The organism is Pelobacter propionicus DSM 2379, from assembly GCF_000015045.1.
GTDB classification, from domain to species: Bacteria; Desulfobacterota; Desulfuromonadia; order Geobacterales; family Pseudopelobacteraceae; genus Pseudopelobacter; species Pseudopelobacter propionicus.
In genome coordinates this window covers 3,572,506-3,595,032 of the sequence record NC_008609.1, presented here as the reverse complement: position 1 = coordinate 3,595,032, position 22,527 = coordinate 3,572,506, and the positions used below count along the sequence as shown (strand labels likewise).

Genomic DNA, 22,527 nt, shown 5'->3' with positions numbered 1-22,527 from the left:
TTGAACCCTGCCGTTTCAACCCTGATCCGTTCGCTCGTCTCCCTGGTTTCGAGATTCATCCCCCTGGCGCGGCGCTGTGTCACGCAGGCTTTTCGCGTTGCGTTGCTCGGCCTCTTCCTCGCCCCCCCCCTCTTCGCCTCCCCGGCGGTGGAGGTCGTTGTGAGCGGTATCGAGGGTGAGGCCCGGGAAAATGTGCGCCAGTGGCTGGCCCTGCCTGATGAGCTTGCCGCTGGGGACTCGGTTGACCGTCTCTGGCTGGAACGTTTCGCACGACAGGCGGTTGACAGGGCCAAAACCGCCCTTGAGCCGTTCGGCTACTATAACGCCCGGGTTACCGTTTCCCTGGAGGAGTCGCAGGATACGCTTCGCCTGCTGGTCAGGGTCGTGCCGGGCGAAGCGGTGCGCCTGAGCGAGGTGCGGGTGAGCGTGACCGGCCCCGGCGGCGGGGAACGCCGCCTGCGGCGCCTGGTGGATACCTTTCCCCTGAAGAAGGGGGATGTGCTGCTGCATCAGAAATACGAAGAGGCCAAGGCCGCGCTCCTCTCCCGGGCCCAGGAGCTGGGCTACCTGGACGCGGCCTACGGGCGGCACGAGATACGCATCGAAGAAAGCGCCACCAGCGCCGTCATTCATCTGGCTCTGGATACGGGCGGGAAGTATGCTTTCGGCGAGACGAGCATCCAGGGGGCGCCCGACTATCCGGACGGCTTCCTGCGACGCCACCTGAACTATGGCGCCGGCGAGGTATTCTCACACTCCCGGCTGGGCGAGACCCAGCGCAACTTCACCAACTCGGAGCGCTTCCGGGATGTGCTGGTCACGGCCGGCACAGCCGACAGGGCAACGCAGCGGGTGCCGATCGTCGTGCAGCTGAAGGAAGCCCCCCGCATCACCCTGCGGCCGGGCGTCGGCTACGGCACCGATACCGGCGGCCGCTTCACCCTCCGCTACCGCGACCTGAACCTGTTCCACCTGGGGCATGAACTGAACTCCCAGCTGTACCTGGCCGAGCGGCTCCAGGGGCTGGTGATCGGCTATGTCCGGCCCAGCCCGCGGGACATCAGGAGCGCCACGACGCTGCAACTGAACGTGCAGCAGGAAGATACGGACAGTTATTTCAGCAGGATACTGGCCATGGAGCTGGCCCGCACCCATGGCTTCGGCAGGGGGATACTGGGCACGGCCTATATCAGGGGGCAGTACGAGGATTATGAGGTGGGCGACCAGGATGACAGCGCACGCCTCCTGCTGCCGGGACTGCGCCTGTCCGTTGACCGTTACGACAACCCGCTGCGCCCCCGACGGGGATACCGCTACGGACTTGAGCTGCGCGGGACGCACCGCCTGCTGGGCTCGGACACGGAGCTTGTCCAGTTCCTGGTCGGGGGGAGTCATGTCCTGGCGCTCCCCGGGCGCTTTTCCCTGCGTACGCGGGCCGATGGGGGGACAACCCTGCTGAGCGACCACATGCGTGCCATTCCCCCTTCACTGCGCTTCTTTGCCGGCGGAGACCGGAGCGTGCGCGGCTACTCCTACAAATCCCTGGGCCCCCGTGACAGTTCGGGAGATGTGGTGGGGGGCAGGCAGATGCTGGTTGGCAGTGTGGAGTTGGAGCGGGCACTCTTCCAGAGCTGGGGCCTGTCCGTCTTCTTCGATGCCGGTAACGCCTTCGACTCGCTCGGCTCACTCAAGCTGTATCAGGGGGCGGGGTTCGGCCTGCACTACTACTCCCCCGTTGGCGCCCTGAATCTCTCCCTGGCCCGCCCGCTCAACGGCCGATCTTCGTCGCTGCACGTTCATTTTACCGTGGGGTTCGAGCTGTGAGGCGGCTGATGGCACGGCTCTCCCTGGCTCTCCTTACCTGCGCCCTGGCCGTTGCCGTTGTGGCCGGCGCCGCCTGGGTCGTCTCCACGCCCCGGGGCGCCTACTGGCTGATCAACACCATGGGCGCCCTGAGCGATGGCGCATTCTCGGCCGGGAACGTCTCGGGGAGGCTTCGCGGCCGTCTGCTGCTGGAGCGGGTGCGGTTGTCAGTGGGGCGGCAGCTGCTGGAGGTGGAGAGGCTTGAGCTGCGCTGGAAGCCGGAGCTGCTCCTGGCAGGCACCATTGCCGTGCAGGAGCTGAACCTGGAGGGGGTGCGCATCCAGGACGATGCCCCTCCTGACGACAAACCGCTGGATCTGGTTTGGCCGCGCATACCCGAGTGGGGCCGCCTGCTGGATGTCGTCATCTCCCGGCTGCGGGTGACGGATCTTGTCTATCGCCGGCTGCGGGAACAGCCGCTGCGACTGGACTCCGCCGTCTGCTCCCTGGCCTGGCGGGACGAACAGCTTACCCTGGATGCTCTCTCGTTGGTGTTGCCCGTGGGACGGGTGGGGGGGAGCGTCTCGGCCGGTTTCGGCCATCCGTCGCTCAGGGCTGAGCTGACCGCCACCCTGGCGCGTCCGGTAGGGGAGATGAACCGCTTCCTGTTGCGGGTGGGAACGGGGCGCAGGGGGGAGGGGGAGCAGCTTGCCGGGACGGTCAGCCTGACGGGCGGCACGGCCAGGGCGGGGAGGGTCGGGCTGACGGGAGAGCTGGGCATGACGCGCACCGGCTTCAACCTGCGCCGGGTCCGCCTGGAGAGGCCGGGCAGGAGGGGCACGCTGACCGTCGATGGCTCCCTGGCCCTGAATGCTCCGCAACCGTTCCTGTCGCTGCGCATGGCGCTCGCGGGGCTCGACTTGGCCCCTGAGCTGCATCTGGCGACCAACCTGTCGGGAACCCTCCGCCTGAGGGGAACCCTGGACAGCTATCAGGGGGACCTCATCCTTGCCAACCAGGGGATGGGGTGGCGGACGGCTAGGCTCTCCGCAACCTGCCGGGGCACGCGGCACACTCTGCGGCTGGCGCCGTTGAAGGCCGCAATCCTGGATGGATCCCTAGGGGGAAGGCTGGACATGCAGTGGCGCGACGGCTTTGCCCTGAACGGGGAGCTCAGCGCCAGAAATCTCAACCCCGCCCGCATCGATCCGGGCTGGAAAGGGGTGCTGAATGTGGCGCTGACGGGCGCCATGGCCTGGCCCGAGAGCGGCCGGCCTGCCGGGCGGGTCAGCGCCTCTCTGCTGAAGAGCCGCCTGCACGGCCAGGCACTGACCGGCGAGCTGCGGGCCGCTCTCGACGGCAGCGAGGTCACCCTTGGCCGACTGCTGCTGTCGGGTAACGGCTTTGACCTGCATGCCCGGGGGAAGCTGAGCCGGAAAATCGACCTCAGTGCCCGCATCAGCGAACTTTCCCGGTTGATACCGGGCACCGAGGGGAGGCTCGTGGCCGGCGGATGGCTGGCCCTGAACAACGGCCGGGTCAGCGGCGCCATCACCGGAACGGGTAATGAGCTGGCCTGGGCCGGGATGCGTGTGGCCACGGCCAGCCTGAACGCCCGACTGGGGCGCGGGGCGGGCTATCCCCTGCATCTGGAGGCAGCGCTCAAGGAGCTGAGCCGCGAAACTATCAGGCTGAACAGCGTCACGCTCAGGGCGGACGGCACCCTCTCCCGCCACGACTTGAACGCTACCCTGCGCTCTGGCGGCGGCGAGGCAAGGCTGACCCTGGTCGCCGGGTTCGGTGATGCCCGATGGCGGGGGACCATCAGCCGGCTGGCCGGCCGGGACGCTGCTGGCCCCTGGGCGCTGAGCGCACCGGCGAGGTTTAGCGTCGGCTCCGGGAGGTTCTTCCTCTCCCCCCTGAGACTCAGCGCAGGCACGGCTGAATATCTCCAGATTTCCGTTGATCTGGCCCCGAATCCCCTGGTTGGTGAGCTGCAGGCGCAGTGGGCCGGTCTGAACCTGGGCAGGTTCAATCCGTTCCTGAAGGATGGCCGCATAACGGGAAACAGCAACGGCGCGCTGCGCCTGGGGTTTCTGCCCGCTAAGCGGCTTTCCCTTGCGGGGAACGTCCTTGCCAGCGGGACCGTCACCACCGGGGGGAGGAGTATGACCTTTTCCCGCGGCTTGCTGACCGTAAACGGCGGCGACCGGGGATTGCGGCTGGATATGGAGCTGGCCACGGCGACCGGCGGGAGCCTGCGGGCCAATTTTTCCTCGTCCGCTCCCCTTACTCTGGCCCTGCCGGAACGGGGAACGCTGGCTGCGGAGCTGGAGGGAATCGACCTGGGGCCGCTCAAGGCCTGGCTCCCCAGCGGCACCGTTGTCGAGGGGCGCCTCAGCGGGCGGATGGACGGAGCAACCCTGGCGGGGCAACGCTTCCAACTGAACGGCAGCGCCCAGCTTTCCGGTGGGAGCGTCCGGCGGGCCACTCCAGATGGCGAGATGAAGCTGATCTTCAGGACGGCGGAGCTTAGCTGGGCCTGGCACGGGGAGGCGCTCTCCGGCGAGCTCTCCCTGGCCATGGAGCAGTACGGCCAGCTCCGGGCGGATTTCCGGCTGCCGGTCGCGGCGCGCCTGCCGGTGGCTCCCAATCCCCGCGCCCCCCTGAGTGTCTCGCTGGACGGACGGTTCCAGGAGAAGGGGATGCTGGCCGCACTGTTTCCGGGAGTGCTCCGGGAGACCAGCGGGGAGCTGGATGCCCACTGCCGCATCGGCGGCAGCTGGGACGCGCCCCAGCTGGAGGGGAGGCTGAACCTTGCCCGGGCCGGGGCCTCTCTGCCCAGCGCGGGCATTCATCTGAAAGATGTCCAGCTCAGTGCCCGGCTTGAACGGGACCTGATCCTGATCGATTCCCTGCGAGCCGTATCGGGTCCGGGCCAGATCAGTGCCACGGCGCGCATCACCCTGGCCGACTGGCGGGTGAGCGGCCTGAAGGGGACCATACGGGGCGAGAATTTCCAGGCGGTCAGCTTCCCCGAGCTGCACATGTTGGGGTCGCCGGACCTGAGTTTCGAGGGGACTCCCCAGCGGCTCACCGTGCGCGGAGAGCTGCGCATACCCGAGATGCGCATCAACGGCGCCTCCTCCCGCACCCTCGTTTCGCCCAGCAGCGACGTGATCAGGGAGGGGAACATCGCGCCGGCAGCCACGGAATCGCCCCCCATCCTTGACGCCCGGGTGCGGGTGCTGCTGGGGGAACGGGTCAGGGTCAAGGCCTCCGGAATCGACGCCAGCTTGGGTGGCAGCATGGATCTGGCCATGAACGGGCTGGACAAGATTACCAGCAGCGGCGAAATCAGGGTGGTCAAGGGGAAATTCAGCACCTACGGCGTGAACCTGGATATTGTCCGCGGCCGCCTGTTCTTCACCGGCGGCCCCATCCATCGACCGACCCTGGATTTTCTGGCCCTGCGCACCATCGGTGACGTGCGGGCCGGCGTGACGGTCGCGGGAACCCTGCAGAGGCCGGTCACCAGGCTCTACTCCGAGCCGGCCATGCAGGACTCGGACATCCTGGCCTATGTGGTGCTCGGCCACCCCATGAGCGGTAACGGCAGCCAAACCAACCTGATGGCCAAGGCTGCCGGCGCCCTGCTCGGCTCCAGCCAGGCGTCGGTCCTGTTCTATCGCATCAGGGACCAGCTGGGGCTGAGCAGCCTGGAGGTTCAGGATGGCGGGGGGGTAAGTGGCACCATGGGCTACAAGCCGCTGCAGGTGACCCCTCCCGGAAGCGTGGCAAGCACGCAGCAGGGGAGCGTCGCCGATACGGCCCTCAGTGTGGGCAAGTATCTGACGCCAAAGCTCTACATCAGTTACGGCAGATCATTGTTCACCGGAAGCAATCTGGTCAGGTTACGGTACGATATCTTCAGGAACTGGCAGATCGAGACCCAGGCTGGCAACGAGAGCAGCGTCGATCTCTACTACAAGCTGGAGTTCAGGTGACGGCCTGCTGCGGTGAACTGGATAAAGGAGTCTCATATGCTCAACAGACGAGGGTGCGGGGTCCTGCTGCATCCGACCTCCCTGCCCGGCCCCGGCGGGATCGGCTCGCTGGGGGTGCATGGCCGGCGTTTCGTGGACCTTTTGTGCGACATGGGCATGTCCTACTGGCAGGTTCTGCCGCTCACCCCCCCTGCCTGCGGCAATTCCCCCTATTCCGCCTTTAGCGCCTTTGCCGGCAACCCGCTGCTGATCGACCTGGAACGGGTGGCGGAGGAGGGGGATCTGGGCTCCGCCGACCAGGGGGAGGGGTATCCCGAGGGGTATGTGGATTTTGGCGCCGTTATCCTGCGCAAGACGGAACTGCTGCGGCGGGCGGGGGAGGCCTTCCTGGCCCGGGGGGACGCGGGTCGCACGGCGGAATTCCGGGAGTTTTGCGCCAATACTCCCTGGCTGGAGGATTATGCCCTCTTCATGGCGCTCAAGCACCGCTTTCAGGGCAAGGTATGGAATCACTGGCCCGAGGGGCTCGCCCGCATCACCCCCCGGGCGCGCCGCCAGCAGGGGGAATGGCTCCGCCACGACATGCAGCTTCAGAGCTATCTGCAGTGGCAGTGTGCGCGGCAGTGGCAGGAACTGCGCCGTTACGCCAACAGGCGGGGAATAGCCATCATTGGCGACATCCCCATCTTCGTGGCCTACGATTCGGCCGATGTGTGGGGCGAGCGCGGGCTGTTCCTGCTGGACCGAGAGGGCGATCCGACGGTGGTGGCCGGTGTTCCCCCCGACTACTTCAGCGCCACCGGACAGTTGTGGGGCAATCCGCTCTACGACTGGGAGGCCATGGAGCGGGACGGATACGAGTGGTGGATCCGGCGCTTCCGGGCCAGCCTGGAGCTCTTCGACATCGTCCGGGTGGACCACTTCCGCGGATTCGAGGCTGCCTGGCAGGTGCCGGCCGGCGCCACCACGGCCCGTGGGGGACGCTGGGTCAAAGGGCCGGGGGAGTTGTTGTTCGACCGCCTGCGGGACGTGCTGGGGGAGCTTCCGGTCATTGCCGAAGATTTGGGGGTGATCACGCCGGAGGTGCTGACGCTCAGGGACCGCTACCGCTTCCCTGGCATGAAGATCCTGCAGTTCGCCTTCGACGCCGACCTGGACGACCGGGACCTGCCCCACAACCACGTCCCCCATGGCGTGGTGTTTACCGGCACGCATGACAACGACACCACCAGAGGGTGGTGCGAATCCCGCTCGGCCGCGGAGCTGGAGGAGATGGCCGCCTACCTGGGCACGGCCGGGGACGACTGCCCCGGCGACCTGATGCGCGCCGCGCTCATGTCCGTGGCCAACACCGCCATCCTGCCGCTGCAGGATATCCTCGGTCTGGACAGCGGGGCACGTATGAACATTCCCGGCACCCCCTGGGGCAACTGGGAGTGGCGCTTCACCTGGGAGATGATTCCGGAGGGGCTGGCGGCCTCGCTGCGCAGCCGGCTGGAACGCTACGGCAGGGGACGGCATGGAGGAAACGATCATGGGACATGAGGACGCGCTGCTCGAGGACAACCCCTTCTGGTACCGGGATGCCATTATCTATCAGCTGCACATCAAGGCCTTCGCCGATTCCGATGCCGACGGCATGGGAGATTTCCGTGGCCTGATCTCCAGGCTGGACTACCTGCAGCAGCTGGGGGTCACGGCCATCTGGCTGCTCCCCTTCTATCCATCCCCCTTGCGGGATGACGGCTACGACATTTCCGACTACTACACCGTCAATCCCAGCTACAACAGCCTGCGGGAGTTCAAGCAGCTTCTGCGCGCGGCCCACGCCCGCGGCCTCAGGGTGATCACCGAGCTGGTGCTCAACCACACCTCGGACCAGCACCCCTGGTTCCAGCGCGCCCGCCGCGCCCCCCCGGGATCGGCCCACCGCGACTTCTACGTCTGGAGCGACACCCCGGAGAAGTACGCCGAGGCGCGGATCATCTTCCAGGACTTCGAGGCCTCCAACTGGACCTGGGACCCCCTGGCCAAGGCCTATTACTGGCACCGTTTCTACTCCCACCAGCCTGACCTGAACTTCGACAACCCCCGGGTGCAGGCGGAGATGCTCAAGGTGATCGACTTCTGGATGCGGCTGGGGGTTGACGGGGTCAGGCTGGACGCGGTCCCCTACCTGTTCGAGCGGGAGGGGACCAACTGCGAGAACCTCCCCCAGACCCACGCCTTCCTGAAGAAGCTGCGCGCCCATCTGGATGACTGCTTCAAAAACCGCATGCTGCTCTCCGAGGCCAACCAGTGGCCGGAGGATGCCGCCGCCTATTTCGGCGCCGGGGACGAGAGCAACATGGCCTTCCATTTTCCGCTCATGCCGCGCATGTTCATGGCCATCGAGATGGAGGACCGCTTTCCCATCATGGACATCCTGGACCAGACCCCGGCCATCCCCGAAGGCTGTCAGTGGGCCATCTTCCTGCGCAACCACGACGAGCTGACCCTGGAGATGGTGACCGACGAGGAACGGGACTACATGTACCGGGTGTATGCCTCGGACCCGCGGGCGCGCATCAACCTGGGCATCCGTCGCCGCCTGGCGCCGCTCATGGGCAACAACCGCCGCAAGATCGAGCTGATGAACATCCTGCTCTTCTCCCTGCCCGGCACCCCCATTATCTATTACGGCGATGAGCTGGGCATGGGCGACAACTACTTCCTGGGCGACCGCAACGGCGTGCGCACCCCCATGCAGTGGAACCCGGACAGAAACGCCGGATTCTCCATTGCCAGCCCCCAGCAGCTCTACCTGCCGGTGATCATCGAGCCGGAATACAACTTCGAGTCCATAAACGTGGAGAACCAGGAGCGCAACCCCACCTCCCTGCTCTGGTGGATGCGCCGCACCATCGCCATGCGCAAGCGCTACAAGGCCTTCGGCTGCGGCAGCCTGGAGATGCTGGCCTCGGACAACCCCAAGATGCTGACCTTCACCCGCTGTTACGAGGATGAGAAGATCCTGGTGGTGATCAACCTGTCGCGCTTCTCCCAGACTGTTTCAGTGGACCTGTCGCGTCATGCGGGCATGGTCCCCGAAGAGCTGTTCAGCCGCAACCGCTTCCCCGTGATCCAGGAGACCCGCTACCACTTCACCGCCGGTCCCCACGATCATTTCTGGTTCGTGCTGCGTGGCGCCGAACCCCGGGGCGAAACCGGCGAAGAGGTTCAGAGGCTCCGCCTGCGCGAGGGGCGCCCCTGGTGGGACGTGCTCAAGGGCAAGGCCGGGGAGCGGTTCTGCACTGCGATCATCCCCCGCTACCTGCAGCGGGTCTGCTGGTTCTTCGGCAAGGGACGGGTGATCAGCCAGATCAGCGTGATCGATACCTGCCAGCTCAAACAGGACGACGAGCTGTTTCTGCTGGCCTTTGTCCAGGTCAGCTACACCGAGGGGGTGCCCGAGGTTTACCAGATTCCCCTGACCTGGCTCTCCCACGAACGGGTGCAGTCTTTAACCGACCGCCATCCGCTTCTCGTTATCTGCCCGCTCATGCTGGGAGATGTGGAGGGGGTGCTGTGCGATGCCGTCTATTTCGAGGAATTCCGCCAACTGCTGCTCGGCCTGATGAGCTCCCGCGCGACGCTGCACGGCGCCAGCGGTTCCCTGCTGAGCGGACTGCGCGGCGGCTGCCTGACCAGGAACAACCCCTGCAGGACGGAGCTGTTTCCCAGCAGGGTGGCCTCGGTGGAACAGAGCAACACCAGCATCCTCTACGGCGACCGGCTGCTGTTCAAGATGTATCGCAAGCTGGAGTCGGGCAACAACCCCGAGCCGGAAATCCTGCGCCATCTGGCGGGGAGGAAGAAGTTCCGCAACGTGCCGCTTTATGCCGGCATGATCGAGTACCGCACCGAGGGGGGAAAAACCTATGACCTGGGCATTCTGCAGACCTATATCGCCTGCCATGGCGATGGCTGGCGCAACACCCTGACCAGCCTGTCCCAGTTCATGGAGCACCTGCTGTCCCATCGCCACGATCTGCCAAAGCTGCCGGCCCAGCTCCCCTCGCTCCTGGAGGTGGCGGACGGTGGCATTCCGGAGCAGTACCGGGACCTGGTGCGCGGACTGCACCTGGAGATGGCGGTGCTGCTCGGCCGCCGCACCGCGGAGATGCACCTGGCTCTGGCAGGCACTTCAGGGGATGATGAGTGGAGCATGGAACCCTTCTCCACCCTCTATCAGCGCTCTCTGTTCCAGGCCATGCGCGGCCTTTTGCGCCGAAATTTCCTGCTGTTGACGCAAAGCCTGCAGTCGCTTCCGCCGCAGGTTCAAGCGCGGGCCGAGCGGGTCCTGGGCAGCGAGGAAGAGCTGATCGCCTGTCTGCGCACTATAACCCTGCGGCGCTTTTCCACCATGAAGAGCCGGATTCACGGTGACTTCCACCTGGGCCAGGCGCTGTTCACCGGCAAGGATTTTGCCTTCATCGATTTCGAGGGGGAGCCGTTCCATTCCCTGAGCGAGCGGCGGCTGAAACGCTCCCCCTTGCGGGATGTGGCCGGGATGATCCACTCATTCCATTTCGCCGCCATGAGCATGCTGACCCACCATGTGGCCAGCAACCCCGACGATGCCGCCCTGCTGGAACCCTGGCTGGACGCGTGGTCGGTCTACGTGGGCGGTGCCTACCTGAAGGGCTATCTGCAGGCCATGAAGAACTCCCCCCTGCTGCCCGCCGACAGGGAGGAGCTGACCATTCTCTTGAGCTGCTTTCTGATTCAGAAGGTGGTGCATGATCTGGGGCGGGAGCTGTACAACCGCACGGGCGGGATCGATCTGATCCTGCGGGGGATGGAGATGCTGCTGCGGGAGTGCCGCACTCCATGTAAAGCTTGATTTTGAAGGAAAAGTTCGAAAGGAGAATGAGCGATATATGAAAGTTGGTCTGATGGGATTTGGCAAGACGGGCAAGGCTGTGGCATCGGTCCTGCTGCAGAGTGACGAGGTGAAGCTCCAGTGGGTCGTGCGGAGGTCGCACAACCTGGAGCACAGGTCGGTCCCAGAATTTTTGGGCATCAACGCCAGGGATCCGGGGATGATCTACTCCTTCGAGGAGTATACGGCGCAGCAGCTCCTGGACCGGCTTCCGGTGGATGTGATCATCGACTTCTCCTCGGAACAGGGGGTCGACTACTACGGTGAAGAGGCGCGCGGACGGAAGATAGCCGTGGTCAGCGCCATCTCTGAGTACTCACCCGAGAAACGGGAGTATCTGAAGTATCTGGCCGAGGAGACCAGGGTGGTCTGGTCACCCAACATCACCATCGGGATCAACTTCCTGATGATCGCGGCCAAGGTCCTGAAGAACATCGCTCCCTACACGGACATTGAGATCGTCGAGGAGCATTTCAAGGGGAAACCGGAGGTCTCGGGGACTGCCAGAAAGATCGCCTTGGCCCTTGGTCTGCCGGAGGGGGCGATCAAGACCATCCGGGCCGGCGGGATCATCGGCATCCATGAGATACTGTTTGGATTCCCTTACCAGACCGTGCGCCTCAAGCATGAATCCATCACCCGTGAGGCTTTCGGCAACGGCGTGCTCTTCGCGGCACGGCACGTCATCGAGCAGGAGGCTGGCCTGTACGGCATGGAAGACCTGATGATCCCCTATTTCAACCTGGGCGGCTAGATTCTTCGTTCCGCCCCGGTTCCGCAGCCGGCGATTCCCGCGTCCCCGCACAGGGGGGGCGCGGGACAGCGTGGAGGAGGACCTGATCGTGATAACGCGTCGTTTCCTGTTTGGCATCTCCCTGGTTCTGGTCGGGGCGGCTGGCTGCGGCGATTTTCTTGCCGACGGGCACGTATCCATGCTGCTGCTCTATGCCGCCGCCGTGCTGCTGTCCGGCTGGTACTGCGGCAGGGTGGGGGGGATAATCGTTGCGATGGCCGCGACCGCCAGTTGGTTGGTGGCCAACAGGCTCCAGCAGCCTCCGGGGGAGGGGAACCTCATATTCTCCTGGAACGCCTTCAGCCGCCTGGCCATCTTCCTGCTGATCGCCTCAGCCGCATCGTCGCAGTCACGGCTGAAAAGTGCCTTGGAACGGGAGTCCCACAAAAGCGGCACCGATCGCCTGACCGGCCTGCTCAACGGGACAGCCTTCCGGGAGCGGGTGGAAGAGGAGATGGAGCGCTCCCGACGCTACGGCCACCACTTTTCACTGGCCCTGATCGACCTGGACGAATTCCAGCAGATCAACGAGACCCGGGGCACCTCCCGCGGGGACAGGCTGCTGCAGGACACCGGCGAAGCCATCGTCCAGTGCATACGGAAGACCGACATCGCCGGCCGCATCGGTGGCGACGAGTTCACGGTGCTCTTTCCGGAAACGAGCGGACAGCAGGCACGCTGCGCAATCGAGAAACTGCTCATGGCGCTGGACATGATGACCAGCCGCTCCGGCTGGCAGGTTACCGCCAGCATCGGCGTGGTCAGCTGCGAGAAGGGGGTCGAGACCTACGACGCGCTTCTGGACCGGGCCGCCACCATGCTGGACGCAGCCCGGGAAAAGGGAAGGAACGGGGCGGAGTTCATGGTGATCGACTGAACGCAGCCGGGCACTCCGGGCGGAGACGCCTTCCCGACTCAGAGGATCAGGCGCACCCCACCCAGAGCCTCGATCTCGTGGGGGAAACGGTCGCCGGGGTGCCGATGAACATGTAGTTCTTGGGAACCCCCAGACGCCGGGAGAGCCGCTCGATCAGCTCGGGGCCGAAGCCCCCCTTTGACCGCCACGAAGTTGATCTTCATCGTGGGATACATTCGGTCGATGGTCTTCAGATGCTGGGCCAGCTCCGGCGGGATATCCTCCTCCCGTTCGTACACGTGAACCACCTAGATGCAAGTGGCGGCATGGTGTCTCTTGCATCAAACACATTCCATCTGGTAGAAACTCCTGTATTCGATGTGCGTATGACGAACCAACAGACGGCTCAGAAGAGAGAGTGATCAACCAGTGAATATATTAGAAATCATTACCGTACTGATGGTGCTGACGGTACTGTTCGGGTTCATCAACCACCGCGTGCTGCGCATGCCGACCACCATCGGGGTCATGTTCGTCTCCCTGCTGTTCTCCTTGGGGGCCATCGTCCTGGGTAGGCTGGGGATCGAGCAGGGTCTGTCGGAGCTCTCCCGGGTCCTCGAGACCATCGACTTCAACCAGGCCCTGCTGCACGGCATGCTCTCCTTCCTACTCTTCGCTGGCTCCATGCACATCAAACGGGAAGGACCTGCGCAGCCAGAAGTGGGCCATTACCGCGCTGGCCACAGTTGGGGTAGTCGCCTCCACCTTCATCGTGGGGGGACTCACCTGGGGGGGGCTCTCCCTGCTCCAGATTCCCGCCTCGTTCATCTACTGCCTGCTGTTCGGGGCGCTGATCTCCCCCACCGATCCGGTGGCGGTGATCGGTATCCTCAAGACTGCCGGGGTTCCCAAGAGTCTGGAGACCAAGATCGCCGGGGAATCGCTCTTCAACGACGGCATCGGCGTGGTGGTCTTCCTGATCATCCTGGAGCTGGCCCTGGGAGGAGGGGAGGTTGCCGCCGCCAAGGTGGCGCTGCTCTTTGCCAAGGAGGCCCTGGGAGGAGCGCTGCTGGGGCTGGTGATCGGGGTCTTTTCCATCATCCTGCAGGGGATGACCCTGGGGAGCCTGGTGAACCGCATCTATCCCGATATACCGGGAGAGTCGTACGGAGACTGAACATGAGGCTGAGCCGGCAGCTGCCGCTCAAAACAGGGGCACAGAGGAGTCCGGATATGAATAGCATCACCGGAAGGCCGAGGCTGAAGCAGCTTGTCATGCTCTTCTCCACCGCATGCATGATTCTGCTCGTCACCGTGACAACTGCAATCGCCGCACCGGCACAGAAAAAAACCGTCGATAAGGAGTCGCCAGCGATCCAGGCCGTTCCGGTGCCCGTTCCCGAGGCCCAGGTCGAGCTTGACGGCAAGCCGCTGTTCCCCATCAAGACCAAAGTCCTCTCCCTGCTGCCGGAGGAACGGGCCAAAACCATATCGATACGGCTGCTCAGGCTGGTCAAAAACCCCCTGTTCCACCTGGATTCCCTGAAGGTCGTTGACAACGACATCACCAGCGATATCGTTTCAGACGACCTGATTATCATGAGCGTCAGCGAGGCCGATGCCCTGGCCGAGGGGAAGCCGCGTCCCCAGCTGGCCCGGGAGTTCGCCGGGAAGATCCGCGCCGCGATGGAGGCACGCAACCGGGAGTACAGTACCCGCAGCCTGCTGTTCGGCGCGCTGTACACGCTGCTGTCCACCCTGGTGCTGATTGCCACCCTCTCCCTGATCCGCCGCTTCTTTCCCCGCCTGATCGCCAACATCCACTCCTGGCGCGGCAGCTACATCCGCTCCATACGCATCCAGTCCATCGAGGTGCTTAATGAAGAGCGGATAGTCGCGCTGATCACCTCGATCCTGCGTAGCATCCGGCTGCTGCTCCTGCTGGGGCTGTTCTACCTCTACATCCCCCTGGTGCTGAGCTTCTTCCCCTGGACACGGGGTATGGCCTCGAAGCTCTTCGACTACATTCTGACCCCCCTGGAGAAGCTGTTTCACGCTGCCGTCTCCTACCTGCCCAACATCTTCTTCCTGCTGGTCATCCTGGCTATCGCCCACTACACTATCCGGCTCACCCGCTTCATATTTTCCGAGATCGAGAAGCAGACCATCAGCATCCCCGGTTTTTTCCCGGAGTGGGCCGATCCCAGCTTCAAGATAACCCGCTTTTTGATCCTGGCCTTCGCGGCCGTGGTGGCCTTCCCCTACCTGCCCGGTTCCGGATCGCCGGCATTCAGGGGGGTATCGGTCTTTCTGGGGGTGCTCTTCTCCCTGGGATCGACATCGGCCGTGGCCAACGTGGTGGCAGGGGTAATCCTGACCTACATGCGCGCCTTCAAGCTGGGTGACCGGGTCAAGATCGCCGACACCATGGGTGACGTGGTGGAGAAGAACCTGCTGGTGACCCGCGTGCGCACGATCAAGAACGTGGATATCACCATCCCCAACGCCATGGTGCTGGGGAGCCATGTCGTCAACTACAGCTCGTCATCCCAAAACTACGGCCTGATCCTCAACACCACGATAACCATCGGCTACGACGCCCCCTGGCGCCAAGTCCACGAACTGCTGATCTCCGCCGCACGAGCCACCGGAAACATACTGGAACTGCCGGCCCCCTTCGTGCTTCAGACCGCCCTCAACGACTTCTATGTCAGCTACGAGATCAACGCCTACACCGACAAGCCGTCGGTCATGGCGCGCACCTATTCCGAACTGCACCAGAACATCCAGGACGCCTTCAACGAGGCGGGGGTCGAGATCATGTCGCCGCACTACTCCACGCTGCGCGACGGCAACCGGACCACCATCCCCGATGCCTACCTGGCCAAGGACTACCGGGAGCCCTCTTTTCGTGTTACAAGGGTGGCTGGAGAACGGGGTGGGGAATCCCGGGCCACGGAAGGAAAGGGGGTGCGCGGGTGAACGGACAGGGGGGAGAGGCGGCGGCGTTCGCGAGGCTTGTGTGGCAGCGGCTGTCGGTGAAGCTGTCGGGCTATATCGATAAAAAGACGGGCAGCATCAACCACCGGGAGGTGATCTCGGAATTGGTGCATCGCTCGGCAATGACCGAGGGGTATCTCTCCTCCATCCTGCTTGCCAACCTGATCGCGCTTTTGGGGCTTCTGACCAACAGCGTGGCGGTGGTGATCGGCGCCATGCTGATCTCGCCGCTGATGGGACCGATCTTCTCCCTAGGGCTGGCCTTCACCATGGGTGATCTGGTCCTCTCTCGCCGGGCCCTGCGCACCATCGTCTCCAGTATCCTCTTGACGGTGGTGGTGGCCGCGCTGTTCACCCTGCTCTCCCCCCTCAAGGGGGTAACCCAGGAGATCCTGGCCCGCACCCGGCCCAACGTCTACGACCTGCTGATAGCGGTCTTCGCCGGAACCGCAGGAGCCCTGGCGCTCTGCACCCGCAAGAACTACCTCTTCACCACCACCGGCGTGGCCGTTGCCACGGCGGTCATCCCCCCCTTGAGCGTGGTCGGCTACGGTCTGGGTACCTGGCAGTTGGGTATCGCCGCGGGTGGTTTCCTGCTCTTCTTCACCAACCTGGTGGCGATCGTGATCAGCTCCGACGCGGTCTTCTACTTCTACCGCTTCCGGGGCAGCATGGCCGCCGAGAGCGCCTACCCGCTCCGGCGCCGTCTGCAGATCATGGGCGGCGTGCTGGCGTTTGTGTCCATACCGTTGGCTGTTACGCTTGTCACGGACATCCGAAAGGTGAACCTCTCCCGTCGCACGGAGAACGTGCTGAAGAGCCAGCTCAACCGTCAGCACCACTCCCGCCTGACCGGCGTGTCCATCGACAGCTCCGGGGCGAAGTTGACCGTGCTGGCGTCGGTCAATACGGTCGCCTATCTGGACAGTGCCGTTCGCGCCAGGATCGAAGAGCAGCTTGCCGTCCGCATCGGCAGGCCGGTTGTCCTGGAACTGGAGCAGGTCATCGTCCGTTCCGGCGCGGTGGATCCTCCCTCCCCGCTGCGGCAGCCGGTTTCCTCCGTTGCCGCGCAGCCAGAGACCCTGGCCACCCTGCGTGAGAAGAGCATGGCGCGTCTGAGGGAGGGGTGCCGGGAGGTCGATACCTACATCGCCCCCTTCAGGGTGGCCGGCTGCACCATCACCTTCTCCGACGGTGAACGACCCATCGGCGTGCAGGTCAGCATGCTCCGCGACGACCAGCCCGGACCCCAGGAACAGCGCTGGATCAGGACGGCGCTGGAGAAAAAACTCCAGGAGAATATCGATCTCAGGGTTGAAACGCTTCCGCTGCTGCCGCCGCCCGGCTTTACCGAAAAAGACGATCTGGACAAGGCCAGCCGCGACTCACTGGCGCTGTTGGGGCGTAGTGCCGCGCGCCTCCCTGAGTATGGGGTGCAGCTGGAGATTCCGCCTGATACGCGGAACAGCGTGGCAAGGACGAGACGGCGGGTCGCCCGCCTGAAAAGCCACCTGGTCGAGGAGCTGGGGATAGCGGCGGAACGGATAACGGTTGTGGCGGGAAAAGAGGAAACGATCAGGGTACGCTTCAGGAGGTAGGAGTTCCGATCGGGAAGGGATTCAGGCAGGACGCGGCTGGCAAGGCTGTCCGGTTATTCGCTTCGGAAGCTGGTCCGTTGCTGTCTGGTAACCGCCCGCCTGCCGTTTTTTTGAATGCTGCGCCTCTGTACTACCGACGCTCGCCGAAGATGGCGGTTCCGACCCGCACCAGGGTGGCGCCCTCACCGATGGCGGCCTCGAAGTCTCCCGACATGCCCATGGAGAGTTCTTTCATCTCCACCCCCGGGATATCCTCGCTGTCGATCAGTTCGGCCAGTTGGCGCAGGCCGGCGAAGAAGGGGCGTGCGGCCTCGGGATCGTCGAAGAAGGGGGGCATGGTCATCAGTCCCCTGATGCGCAGGTTGGGCAGCACCGCGATGTCGCGCACCAGCTGCAGGGCGTTTTCGGCTGTCGTGCCCGACTTGGTGATCTCGCCGCTGATGTTGACCTGCACCAGTATGTCGCAGCTCAGGGAGAGACGACCCCATTGGCGGCTGATCTCCTCGGCCAGGGAGAGGCGGTCGACGGAGTGGATCATGCTCACCAGGCCGGCGATCTGCCTGACCTTGTTGCTCTGCAAATGGCCGATGAAATGCCACTCCACCGACTTCTTCACCTCAGGCGCCTTGGCCCGCAACTCCTGGACGTAGTTCTCGCCGAAGATGATCTGCCCGGCCCGGAAAGCATCGATAACATCGGCCGCGGGACGGGTCTTGGACACCGCCACCAGCCGTACCCCTTCCGGATCGCGGCCGGCGGCCAGCGCCGCGGTCCGGATCTCCTCCCTCACCTCTGCCAGTCGTTCGGCTATGGACATAACAAACTCCATTCGACTCATTTTGCTCTGAATACCTGCCGTCCGGAAGGCGCCAACGGACTTAGGGTAAGCATTGATCCCCTGTCAGAGCAGCGCACGGGCGCTCTGCAGGAGTTCGTACAGTTCGGTCATGGGCAGGCCGATCACGTTGGTGTAAGAGCCGTTGATGGAGCGGATGAAGTGCACCGCCCCCCCCTGGATGGCATAGGCGCCGGCCTTGTCCATGGGGCAGCCGGTGGCGATGTAGTCGCGGATCTCCCGTTTGCTGAGCTCTTTGAAGATCACCTGGGTAGTGACGCTTTTGGTCTGGCAGGTTTCGGTGTCGCGGTCGAAAACCGTGATGCCGGTGATCACCCGATGGGTACGGCCGGAGAGGGATTCCAGCATCTCCCGGGCCTGCTCCTCGTCCACCGGTTTGCCCATGATCCGCTCCTCCAGCACCACCACCGTATCGGCGCCCACGAAGAAGCGGCCGGCGGTCAGGGCCGAGGCGGCCAGGGCTTTTTCCCGGGAGAGGCGCATGACATGCTCGTCCGGCTGCTCGCCGGGGAGCGGATCTTCGCAGATGTCCGCCGGGACGACGTCACAGGTGATGCCTGCCAGGGCCATGAGTTCCGAGCGGCGGGGCGAAGCTGAGGCAAGTACGATGGGTGCGGTTGCGTGGGGCATGGGTTGGGTATCCTGTGTTGGCTGAAGTGAGTGGATCGGAAACGGCTGTTCTCGCACGAAGGCACGGCGAAGATAGAGCCTGTTAGGGAGGGTGTCAGCTTGTGGGCTGAACGTTTTCCTTGTGCCGTTCGTGTCTCTGTGCGAGACGACTGCTTTTCATGTTTGTTGCTTGCGGCGGCGAGCACGGCGCACCCTGACCGCCAGCAGCACCCCGGGGATGATCAGGAGCCCGAGGAAGATGTTCAGCGGTACTGCGTTGATGATGCCGTAGAAGAGCGATGCCACCCCCATCAGCGTCAGCAGAACTTCCAGGGAGAGCAACATGCCGATCAGCGAGGCTTCCTGATGCTGTTTGTTGGTATCCATGGCGGGCCTCCGTGGGAACGCGCCCTGTTCGGAATTACCAGGGAAACATCTTGCCGGGGTTGAGGATGTTGTTGGGGTCCAGGGCCTGCTTGATCGCCTTCATGGCCGCGATCTGGTCCGGGGTCAGTTCCAGTTCGATGAAAGGCGCCTTGGAGAGGCCGACGCCGTGCTCGCCCGACATGGTGCCGCCCAGCTCCAGGGCGGCCTGGAATACCTCGCGAATCGCCTGGTGGGCCTTCTCCTCCATGCCGGCAATCTTCTTGTCCACCATGATGTTGACGTGGATGTTGCCGTCACCGGCATGGCCGAAGTTGACGATGGGGATGTCGTGGCGCTGTCTGATCGCCTCGATGCGGCGGATAACGTCTGGCACCCTGCTGCGCGGCACCACGATGTCCTCGTTGAACTTGTCCGGGTTCACGTCCCGAAGCGACGGTGAGACCAGCCGCCGGACCTGCCAGAGCTGCTCCGATTCGGCCTTGTCCTTCGCCGCCCGGAACTGCACCAGTCCCAGGGGCCTGATGATGTCGTGGATCTGGCTGGCCTGCTTCTCGATCAGGTCCCGGTCGCCGTCCACCTCGATCAGCAGCACCGCCCTCCCTTCCGACGGTATGCCCAGGTTGAAGCGTCGGTCCACGCACTGCAGGGTGGCGTAATCCATGAACTCCAGGGTGGTGGGGATGATCTTCCCGCCGATGATGGACGAAACCGCCTTGGCTGCCCCGTCGATGGAGTCGAAGATGGTCAGCATGGTTTTCTTGGCGTCCGGGTAGGGGAGCAGTTTGAAGACGATCTTGGTGATGATGCCCAGGGTCCCCTCGCTGCCGCAGAGCAGCTTGGTCATGTCGTACCCCACCACCCCCTTGTAGGTCTCGCCGCCGGTGCGGATGATGGCGCCGGTGGGGAGCACCACCTCCAGTCCCATGACGAAATCCTTGGTGCAGCCGTACTTCACCGCACGGGGGCCGCCGGCGTTCTCGGCCACGTTCCCCCCCAGGGTGGAAAACTTCAGCGAGGCCGGATCAGGCGGGTAGAAGAGCCCCAGCTTCTCCACCTCCTGCTGGAACTGCTCCGTGACCACGCCCGGCTCCACCTCGGCGATCAGGTTTTCGGTGTCGATGCGCAGGATGCGGTTCATGCGGGTGGTGACCAGCACGATGCCTCCGGTCTTGGGCAGGGCGCCGCCGCTGAATCCGCTCCCCGCGCCCCGTGGAAAGACCGGAAAGCCGGCGCTGTTGGCCAGGCGCATGATTGCGGCCACCTCTTCGGTGTTGGCGGGATGGACGACCGCGTCCGGGAGGAACTCCATCTGGGTTGCGTCATAGGAGTAGCAGAGCAGGTCCTGGCGCTCGGTGGCGATGTTGTCCCTGCCCACAATGGTGGCAAGCTCTTGGAGTACTTCCTGTTTCAACATACTCTCTCTCTCCTGTGACGATTGCATTCGGACCTGCTACGATACATGATAGTGGCTGCCACGCGCAAGGCCGTTTTGGGCTAACTGGCCAACAAAGCGGTTGATAACGGGTGGTGCATGCCGTACAATACCCCTTTTTGCAAGGAGAATGTGTCGTGGTTGACCTGCTTTTGATAACCGACATACCACGCCTGAGACAGTTGTTCATGCGGCTGGCCGACGACCCGAACCTGCGCCTGCGCGTGGCCAGCAGCCTTGAGCAGGGGGGCGAGGAGATCGCCGCCGACAAGCCGGCCATGGTGTTCGTGCAGACCCATGTTTCCGGCCTTTCGGCGGATATCCTGCTGATGCACTTGAAGAAGCGGCTCGGCAGGCGGCGCACCCGATTCGTGTTGCTTGCGCCACCCGATCAGGTCAACGACGCTGTCCTCAAACTCTATCACAGTAGTTTGGATACGTCGCAGGACGATTTCCAGCTGCTGAATGCGGTCCATGATGCGATCGCCACCCTGGCCGTCAAGGGTAAAAAGCGCGCCGCAGCGGTTGCCGAGCCGGCCGATGCCGCCCCCGTGGCCGATGCCGTTCCCCAAGCTCCCAAAGAACCTGCGCTCCAGGAACCGCTCGCAGTGGACCGCGTGGATTTCCAGATTTCGCCCTCCGCCTTCTCTCCCCAGTACGCAGAGTCACTTTCGGCTGCCGCGGCCGAACCGGCTGAACCGCCCCCTGTGGAACAGGGGAGCGCGTATGCGGCCAGGCCCCGCCTGTCGGTGTATTCCGAGTTCACCAGTTCCCTGGAGAACGCTGTCAGCGATGCCCGCCCCACGGAGCTGCCCAGGGAATTGCCGGCGGAGCAGCCATCTCTCCGGGACAGCCGGCAGGATGATGCCATCGGCATCGAAACGCGCCCCCCCCGTCCCAGGTATGCCCGCTTCCTGCTCTGGTTCGTTCCGCTGGTGGTCGTGGTGCTGGCAGTCACCCTGCTGCAGCATCGCGGCTCGCAGCCAAAGGTCGTCGATGTGGCTCCCCTCGCCCCGGCCCTGCCCGGCGAAGCGGCGAAGGCCCCTGCCCCAGCGACGAAACAGCCCATGGCCGGGGCTGACGCGTCCGCTGCTGCCCGGGCGCATGTTTCCTCCATCGACCAGGCCAAGGGGCAGGCTCCTCCTCCTTTCGTTGCGCCGCGGCTCACCACTCTCCCCTCCTTTGTTCCCCGTGACGGCCTGGACAAGAAGTATGGCGCCGCCAATCCCGGTTGGGAGCGGTACATGGGGCTGGTGACCGAGTTCAAGGTGTTTCGCGAGGGTACGGCCATCAAGGCCATTCAGGTCATCGACAAGGGTGGCCGGGGCATCCCGGAAGGCTTCATGAAATCGGCGCTGGCTCAGTTGGCAGGGAACTCCCCCTTTGTCCAGGACTCCTCGGAGAAGAGGGACGGCTACCAGATCCAGCGGGGGCGGTTGGCAGCCAATCTCAACGCGGTTTTCTACCGCGATGCCCAGGGGGGCGGCTTGCGCGCCTTTGTGGTAACCTGGCAGTAGGAAGGCGAAATACGGCGGACAAATCAAGGAGCGGTGTCAGTGTTGATGCCGCTCCTTTGTGTATCCAGCAATCAGTGCCATAGGAACCGCGACCACCTCACATGCGGGGTCCCAATAATAGCAGAAAGGCTGACCTGGCTGCGCAGTTCTCCTGGGAAAGAGGAATGTCACGATGACAGTTGAATGGTTTGATATTGTTGATGAAAACGGAACTGCCCTCGACAGGGCGACCCGAGCCCGCTGTCACGACGGCTCGAAGCTGCTGCACCCGGTGGTGCACGTGCACGTCTTTAACTCCGGGGGCAAGCTGCTGCTGCAGAAGCGGAAGCTCACCAAGGACATCCAGCCCGGCAAATGGGACACCTCCGTCGGCGGGCACATCCAGTCCGGTGAGTTGTTGGAGGACGCCATACAACGGGAGGTGCTGGAAGAGATCGGGATAGAGATCGATCCGGCGCGCCTGCGGCCGCTCGGCCGCTACCTGTTCGAATCGGAGATAGAGCGCGAGTACGTCTACTCCTACGCCTGTACCCATGATGGCCCGTTCCGTATTCAGGAAGAGGAGATAGACGAGGTGCGTTTCCTTGATATCACGGAAATCGATGACCTGATCGCCACTGGCGAGACCACGCCAAACTTCAATCGGGAGGCGGATTTGTTGCGGAAGGAGAAGTTGTTGGGGGAGCGGGCCGGTGTCGGGCTTCCATGATGGCAGGCCTTCGGCTTGATCATGACGGCACGGAAG

The 22,527-nt window shown here is 64.0% G+C and carries 17 protein-coding genes; 11 read left to right on the top strand and 6 right to left on the bottom strand.

Annotated features, from left to right (window positions below):
- The 6 genes from PPRO_RS16265 (at window position 1) to PPRO_RS19795 (ending at window position 12,404) form a co-directional block, all read left to right on the top strand.
- Window positions 1-1,824, top strand: a complete 1,824-nt coding sequence (locus PPRO_RS16265) for an autotransporter assembly complex protein TamA (protein ID WP_232286653.1) — start codon at window positions 1-3, stop codon at window positions 1,822-1,824.
- Window positions 1,825-1,832: 8 nt separating this feature from the next.
- Window positions 1,833-5,810: a translocation/assembly module TamB domain-containing protein gene (locus PPRO_RS16260; protein WP_011737075.1), complete on the top strand. Its 3,978-nt coding sequence runs from the start codon at window positions 1,833-1,835 to the stop codon at window positions 5,808-5,810.
- Between the two features lie 36 nt (window positions 5,811-5,846).
- Window positions 5,847-7,355 carry a 4-alpha-glucanotransferase gene (malQ, locus tag PPRO_RS16255; RefSeq protein WP_011737074.1) on the top strand — a complete coding sequence of 503 codons (1,509 nt, stop codon included), beginning with the start codon at window positions 5,847-5,849 and terminating at the stop codon, window positions 7,353-7,355.
- Window positions 7,345-10,695: a maltose alpha-D-glucosyltransferase gene (treS, locus tag PPRO_RS16250; RefSeq protein ID WP_041532921.1), complete on the top strand. Its 3,351-nt coding sequence runs from the start codon at window positions 7,345-7,347 to the stop codon at window positions 10,693-10,695. Before malQ ends, treS begins: the two co-directional genes overlap by 11 nt.
- Before the next feature lie 37 nt (window positions 10,696-10,732).
- Window positions 10,733-11,488, top strand: a complete 756-nt coding sequence (locus PPRO_RS16245; protein WP_011737072.1) for a 4-hydroxy-tetrahydrodipicolinate reductase — start codon at window positions 10,733-10,735, stop codon at window positions 11,486-11,488.
- Between the two features lie 88 nt (window positions 11,489-11,576).
- Entirely contained in the window at window positions 11,577-12,404 is an 828-nt protein-coding gene (locus tag PPRO_RS19795) for a GGDEF domain-containing protein (protein ID WP_157040045.1), read from the top strand.
- 38 nt (window positions 12,405-12,442) lie between these two features.
- Here the strand turns inward: PPRO_RS19795 and PPRO_RS16235 are convergent, their stop codons facing one another.
- Both PPRO_RS16235 and PPRO_RS19790 read right to left on the bottom strand, forming a co-directional pair.
- Window positions 12,443-12,682: a hypothetical protein gene (locus tag PPRO_RS16235; RefSeq protein WP_041532384.1), complete on the bottom strand. Its 240-nt coding sequence runs from the start codon at window positions 12,680-12,682 to the stop codon at window positions 12,443-12,445.
- 139 nt (window positions 12,683-12,821) lie between these two features.
- Window positions 12,822-13,034, bottom strand: a complete 213-nt coding sequence (locus PPRO_RS19790) for a hypothetical protein (RefSeq protein WP_049759775.1) — start codon at window positions 13,032-13,034, stop codon at window positions 12,822-12,824.
- 25 nt (window positions 13,035-13,059) lie between these two features.
- Between PPRO_RS19790 and PPRO_RS19785 the strand changes: the two genes are divergently transcribed.
- From PPRO_RS19785 to PPRO_RS16220, 3 genes are read left to right on the top strand one after another with little or no spacing between them, the layout of a single operon-like run.
- Window positions 13,060-13,560, top strand: coding sequence for a cation:proton antiporter domain-containing protein (locus tag PPRO_RS19785; protein WP_083761294.1), 501 nt, complete (start codon window positions 13,060-13,062; stop codon window positions 13,558-13,560).
- Between the two features lie 56 nt (window positions 13,561-13,616).
- The gene (locus PPRO_RS16225) at window positions 13,617-15,365 is read left to right on the top strand and encodes a mechanosensitive ion channel family protein (protein WP_198138296.1); all 1,749 of its coding nucleotides are present in this window, start codon (window positions 13,617-13,619) and stop codon (window positions 15,363-15,365) included.
- Window positions 15,362-16,981: a TIGR00341 family protein gene (locus tag PPRO_RS16220; RefSeq protein WP_011737068.1), complete on the top strand. Its 1,620-nt coding sequence runs from the start codon at window positions 15,362-15,364 to the stop codon at window positions 16,979-16,981. Before PPRO_RS16225 ends, PPRO_RS16220 begins: the two co-directional genes overlap by 4 nt.
- Before the next feature lie 130 nt (window positions 16,982-17,111).
- On the opposite strand, the gene PPRO_RS16215 is transcribed toward PPRO_RS16220, so the two are convergent.
- From PPRO_RS16215 to PPRO_RS16200, 4 genes are all read right to left on the bottom strand, one after another.
- Window positions 17,112-17,798 carry a YggS family pyridoxal phosphate-dependent enzyme gene (locus tag PPRO_RS16215; RefSeq protein ID WP_011737067.1) on the bottom strand — a complete coding sequence of 229 codons (687 nt, stop codon included), beginning with the start codon at window positions 17,796-17,798 and terminating at the stop codon, window positions 17,112-17,114.
- Window positions 17,799-17,882: 84 nt separating this feature from the next.
- Window positions 17,883-18,467 (bottom strand): Maf family nucleotide pyrophosphatase, encoded by a 585-nt coding sequence (locus PPRO_RS16210; RefSeq protein WP_011737066.1) that lies wholly within the window; start codon window positions 18,465-18,467, stop codon window positions 17,883-17,885.
- Window positions 18,468-18,623: 156 nt separating this feature from the next.
- Window positions 18,624-18,833 (bottom strand): hypothetical protein, encoded by a 210-nt coding sequence (locus PPRO_RS16205; protein ID WP_011737065.1) that lies wholly within the window; start codon window positions 18,831-18,833, stop codon window positions 18,624-18,626.
- Between the two features lie 34 nt (window positions 18,834-18,867).
- Window positions 18,868-20,247, bottom strand: coding sequence for an FAD-binding oxidoreductase (locus PPRO_RS16200; protein WP_011737064.1), 1,380 nt, complete (start codon window positions 20,245-20,247; stop codon window positions 18,868-18,870).
- 155 nt (window positions 20,248-20,402) lie between these two features.
- On the opposite strand from PPRO_RS16200, the gene PPRO_RS16195 reads away from it, so the two are divergent.
- Window positions 20,403-21,782 carry a hypothetical protein gene (locus PPRO_RS16195; protein ID WP_011737063.1) on the top strand — a complete coding sequence of 460 codons (1,380 nt, stop codon included), beginning with the start codon at window positions 20,403-20,405 and terminating at the stop codon, window positions 21,780-21,782.
- A gap of 172 nt (window positions 21,783-21,954) precedes the next feature.
- On the top strand, window positions 21,955-22,491 hold the full coding sequence (locus PPRO_RS16190) for an NUDIX hydrolase (RefSeq protein WP_011737062.1): 537 nt from the start codon (window positions 21,955-21,957) through the stop codon (window positions 22,489-22,491).
- Window positions 22,492-22,527 lie beyond the last annotated feature (36 nt).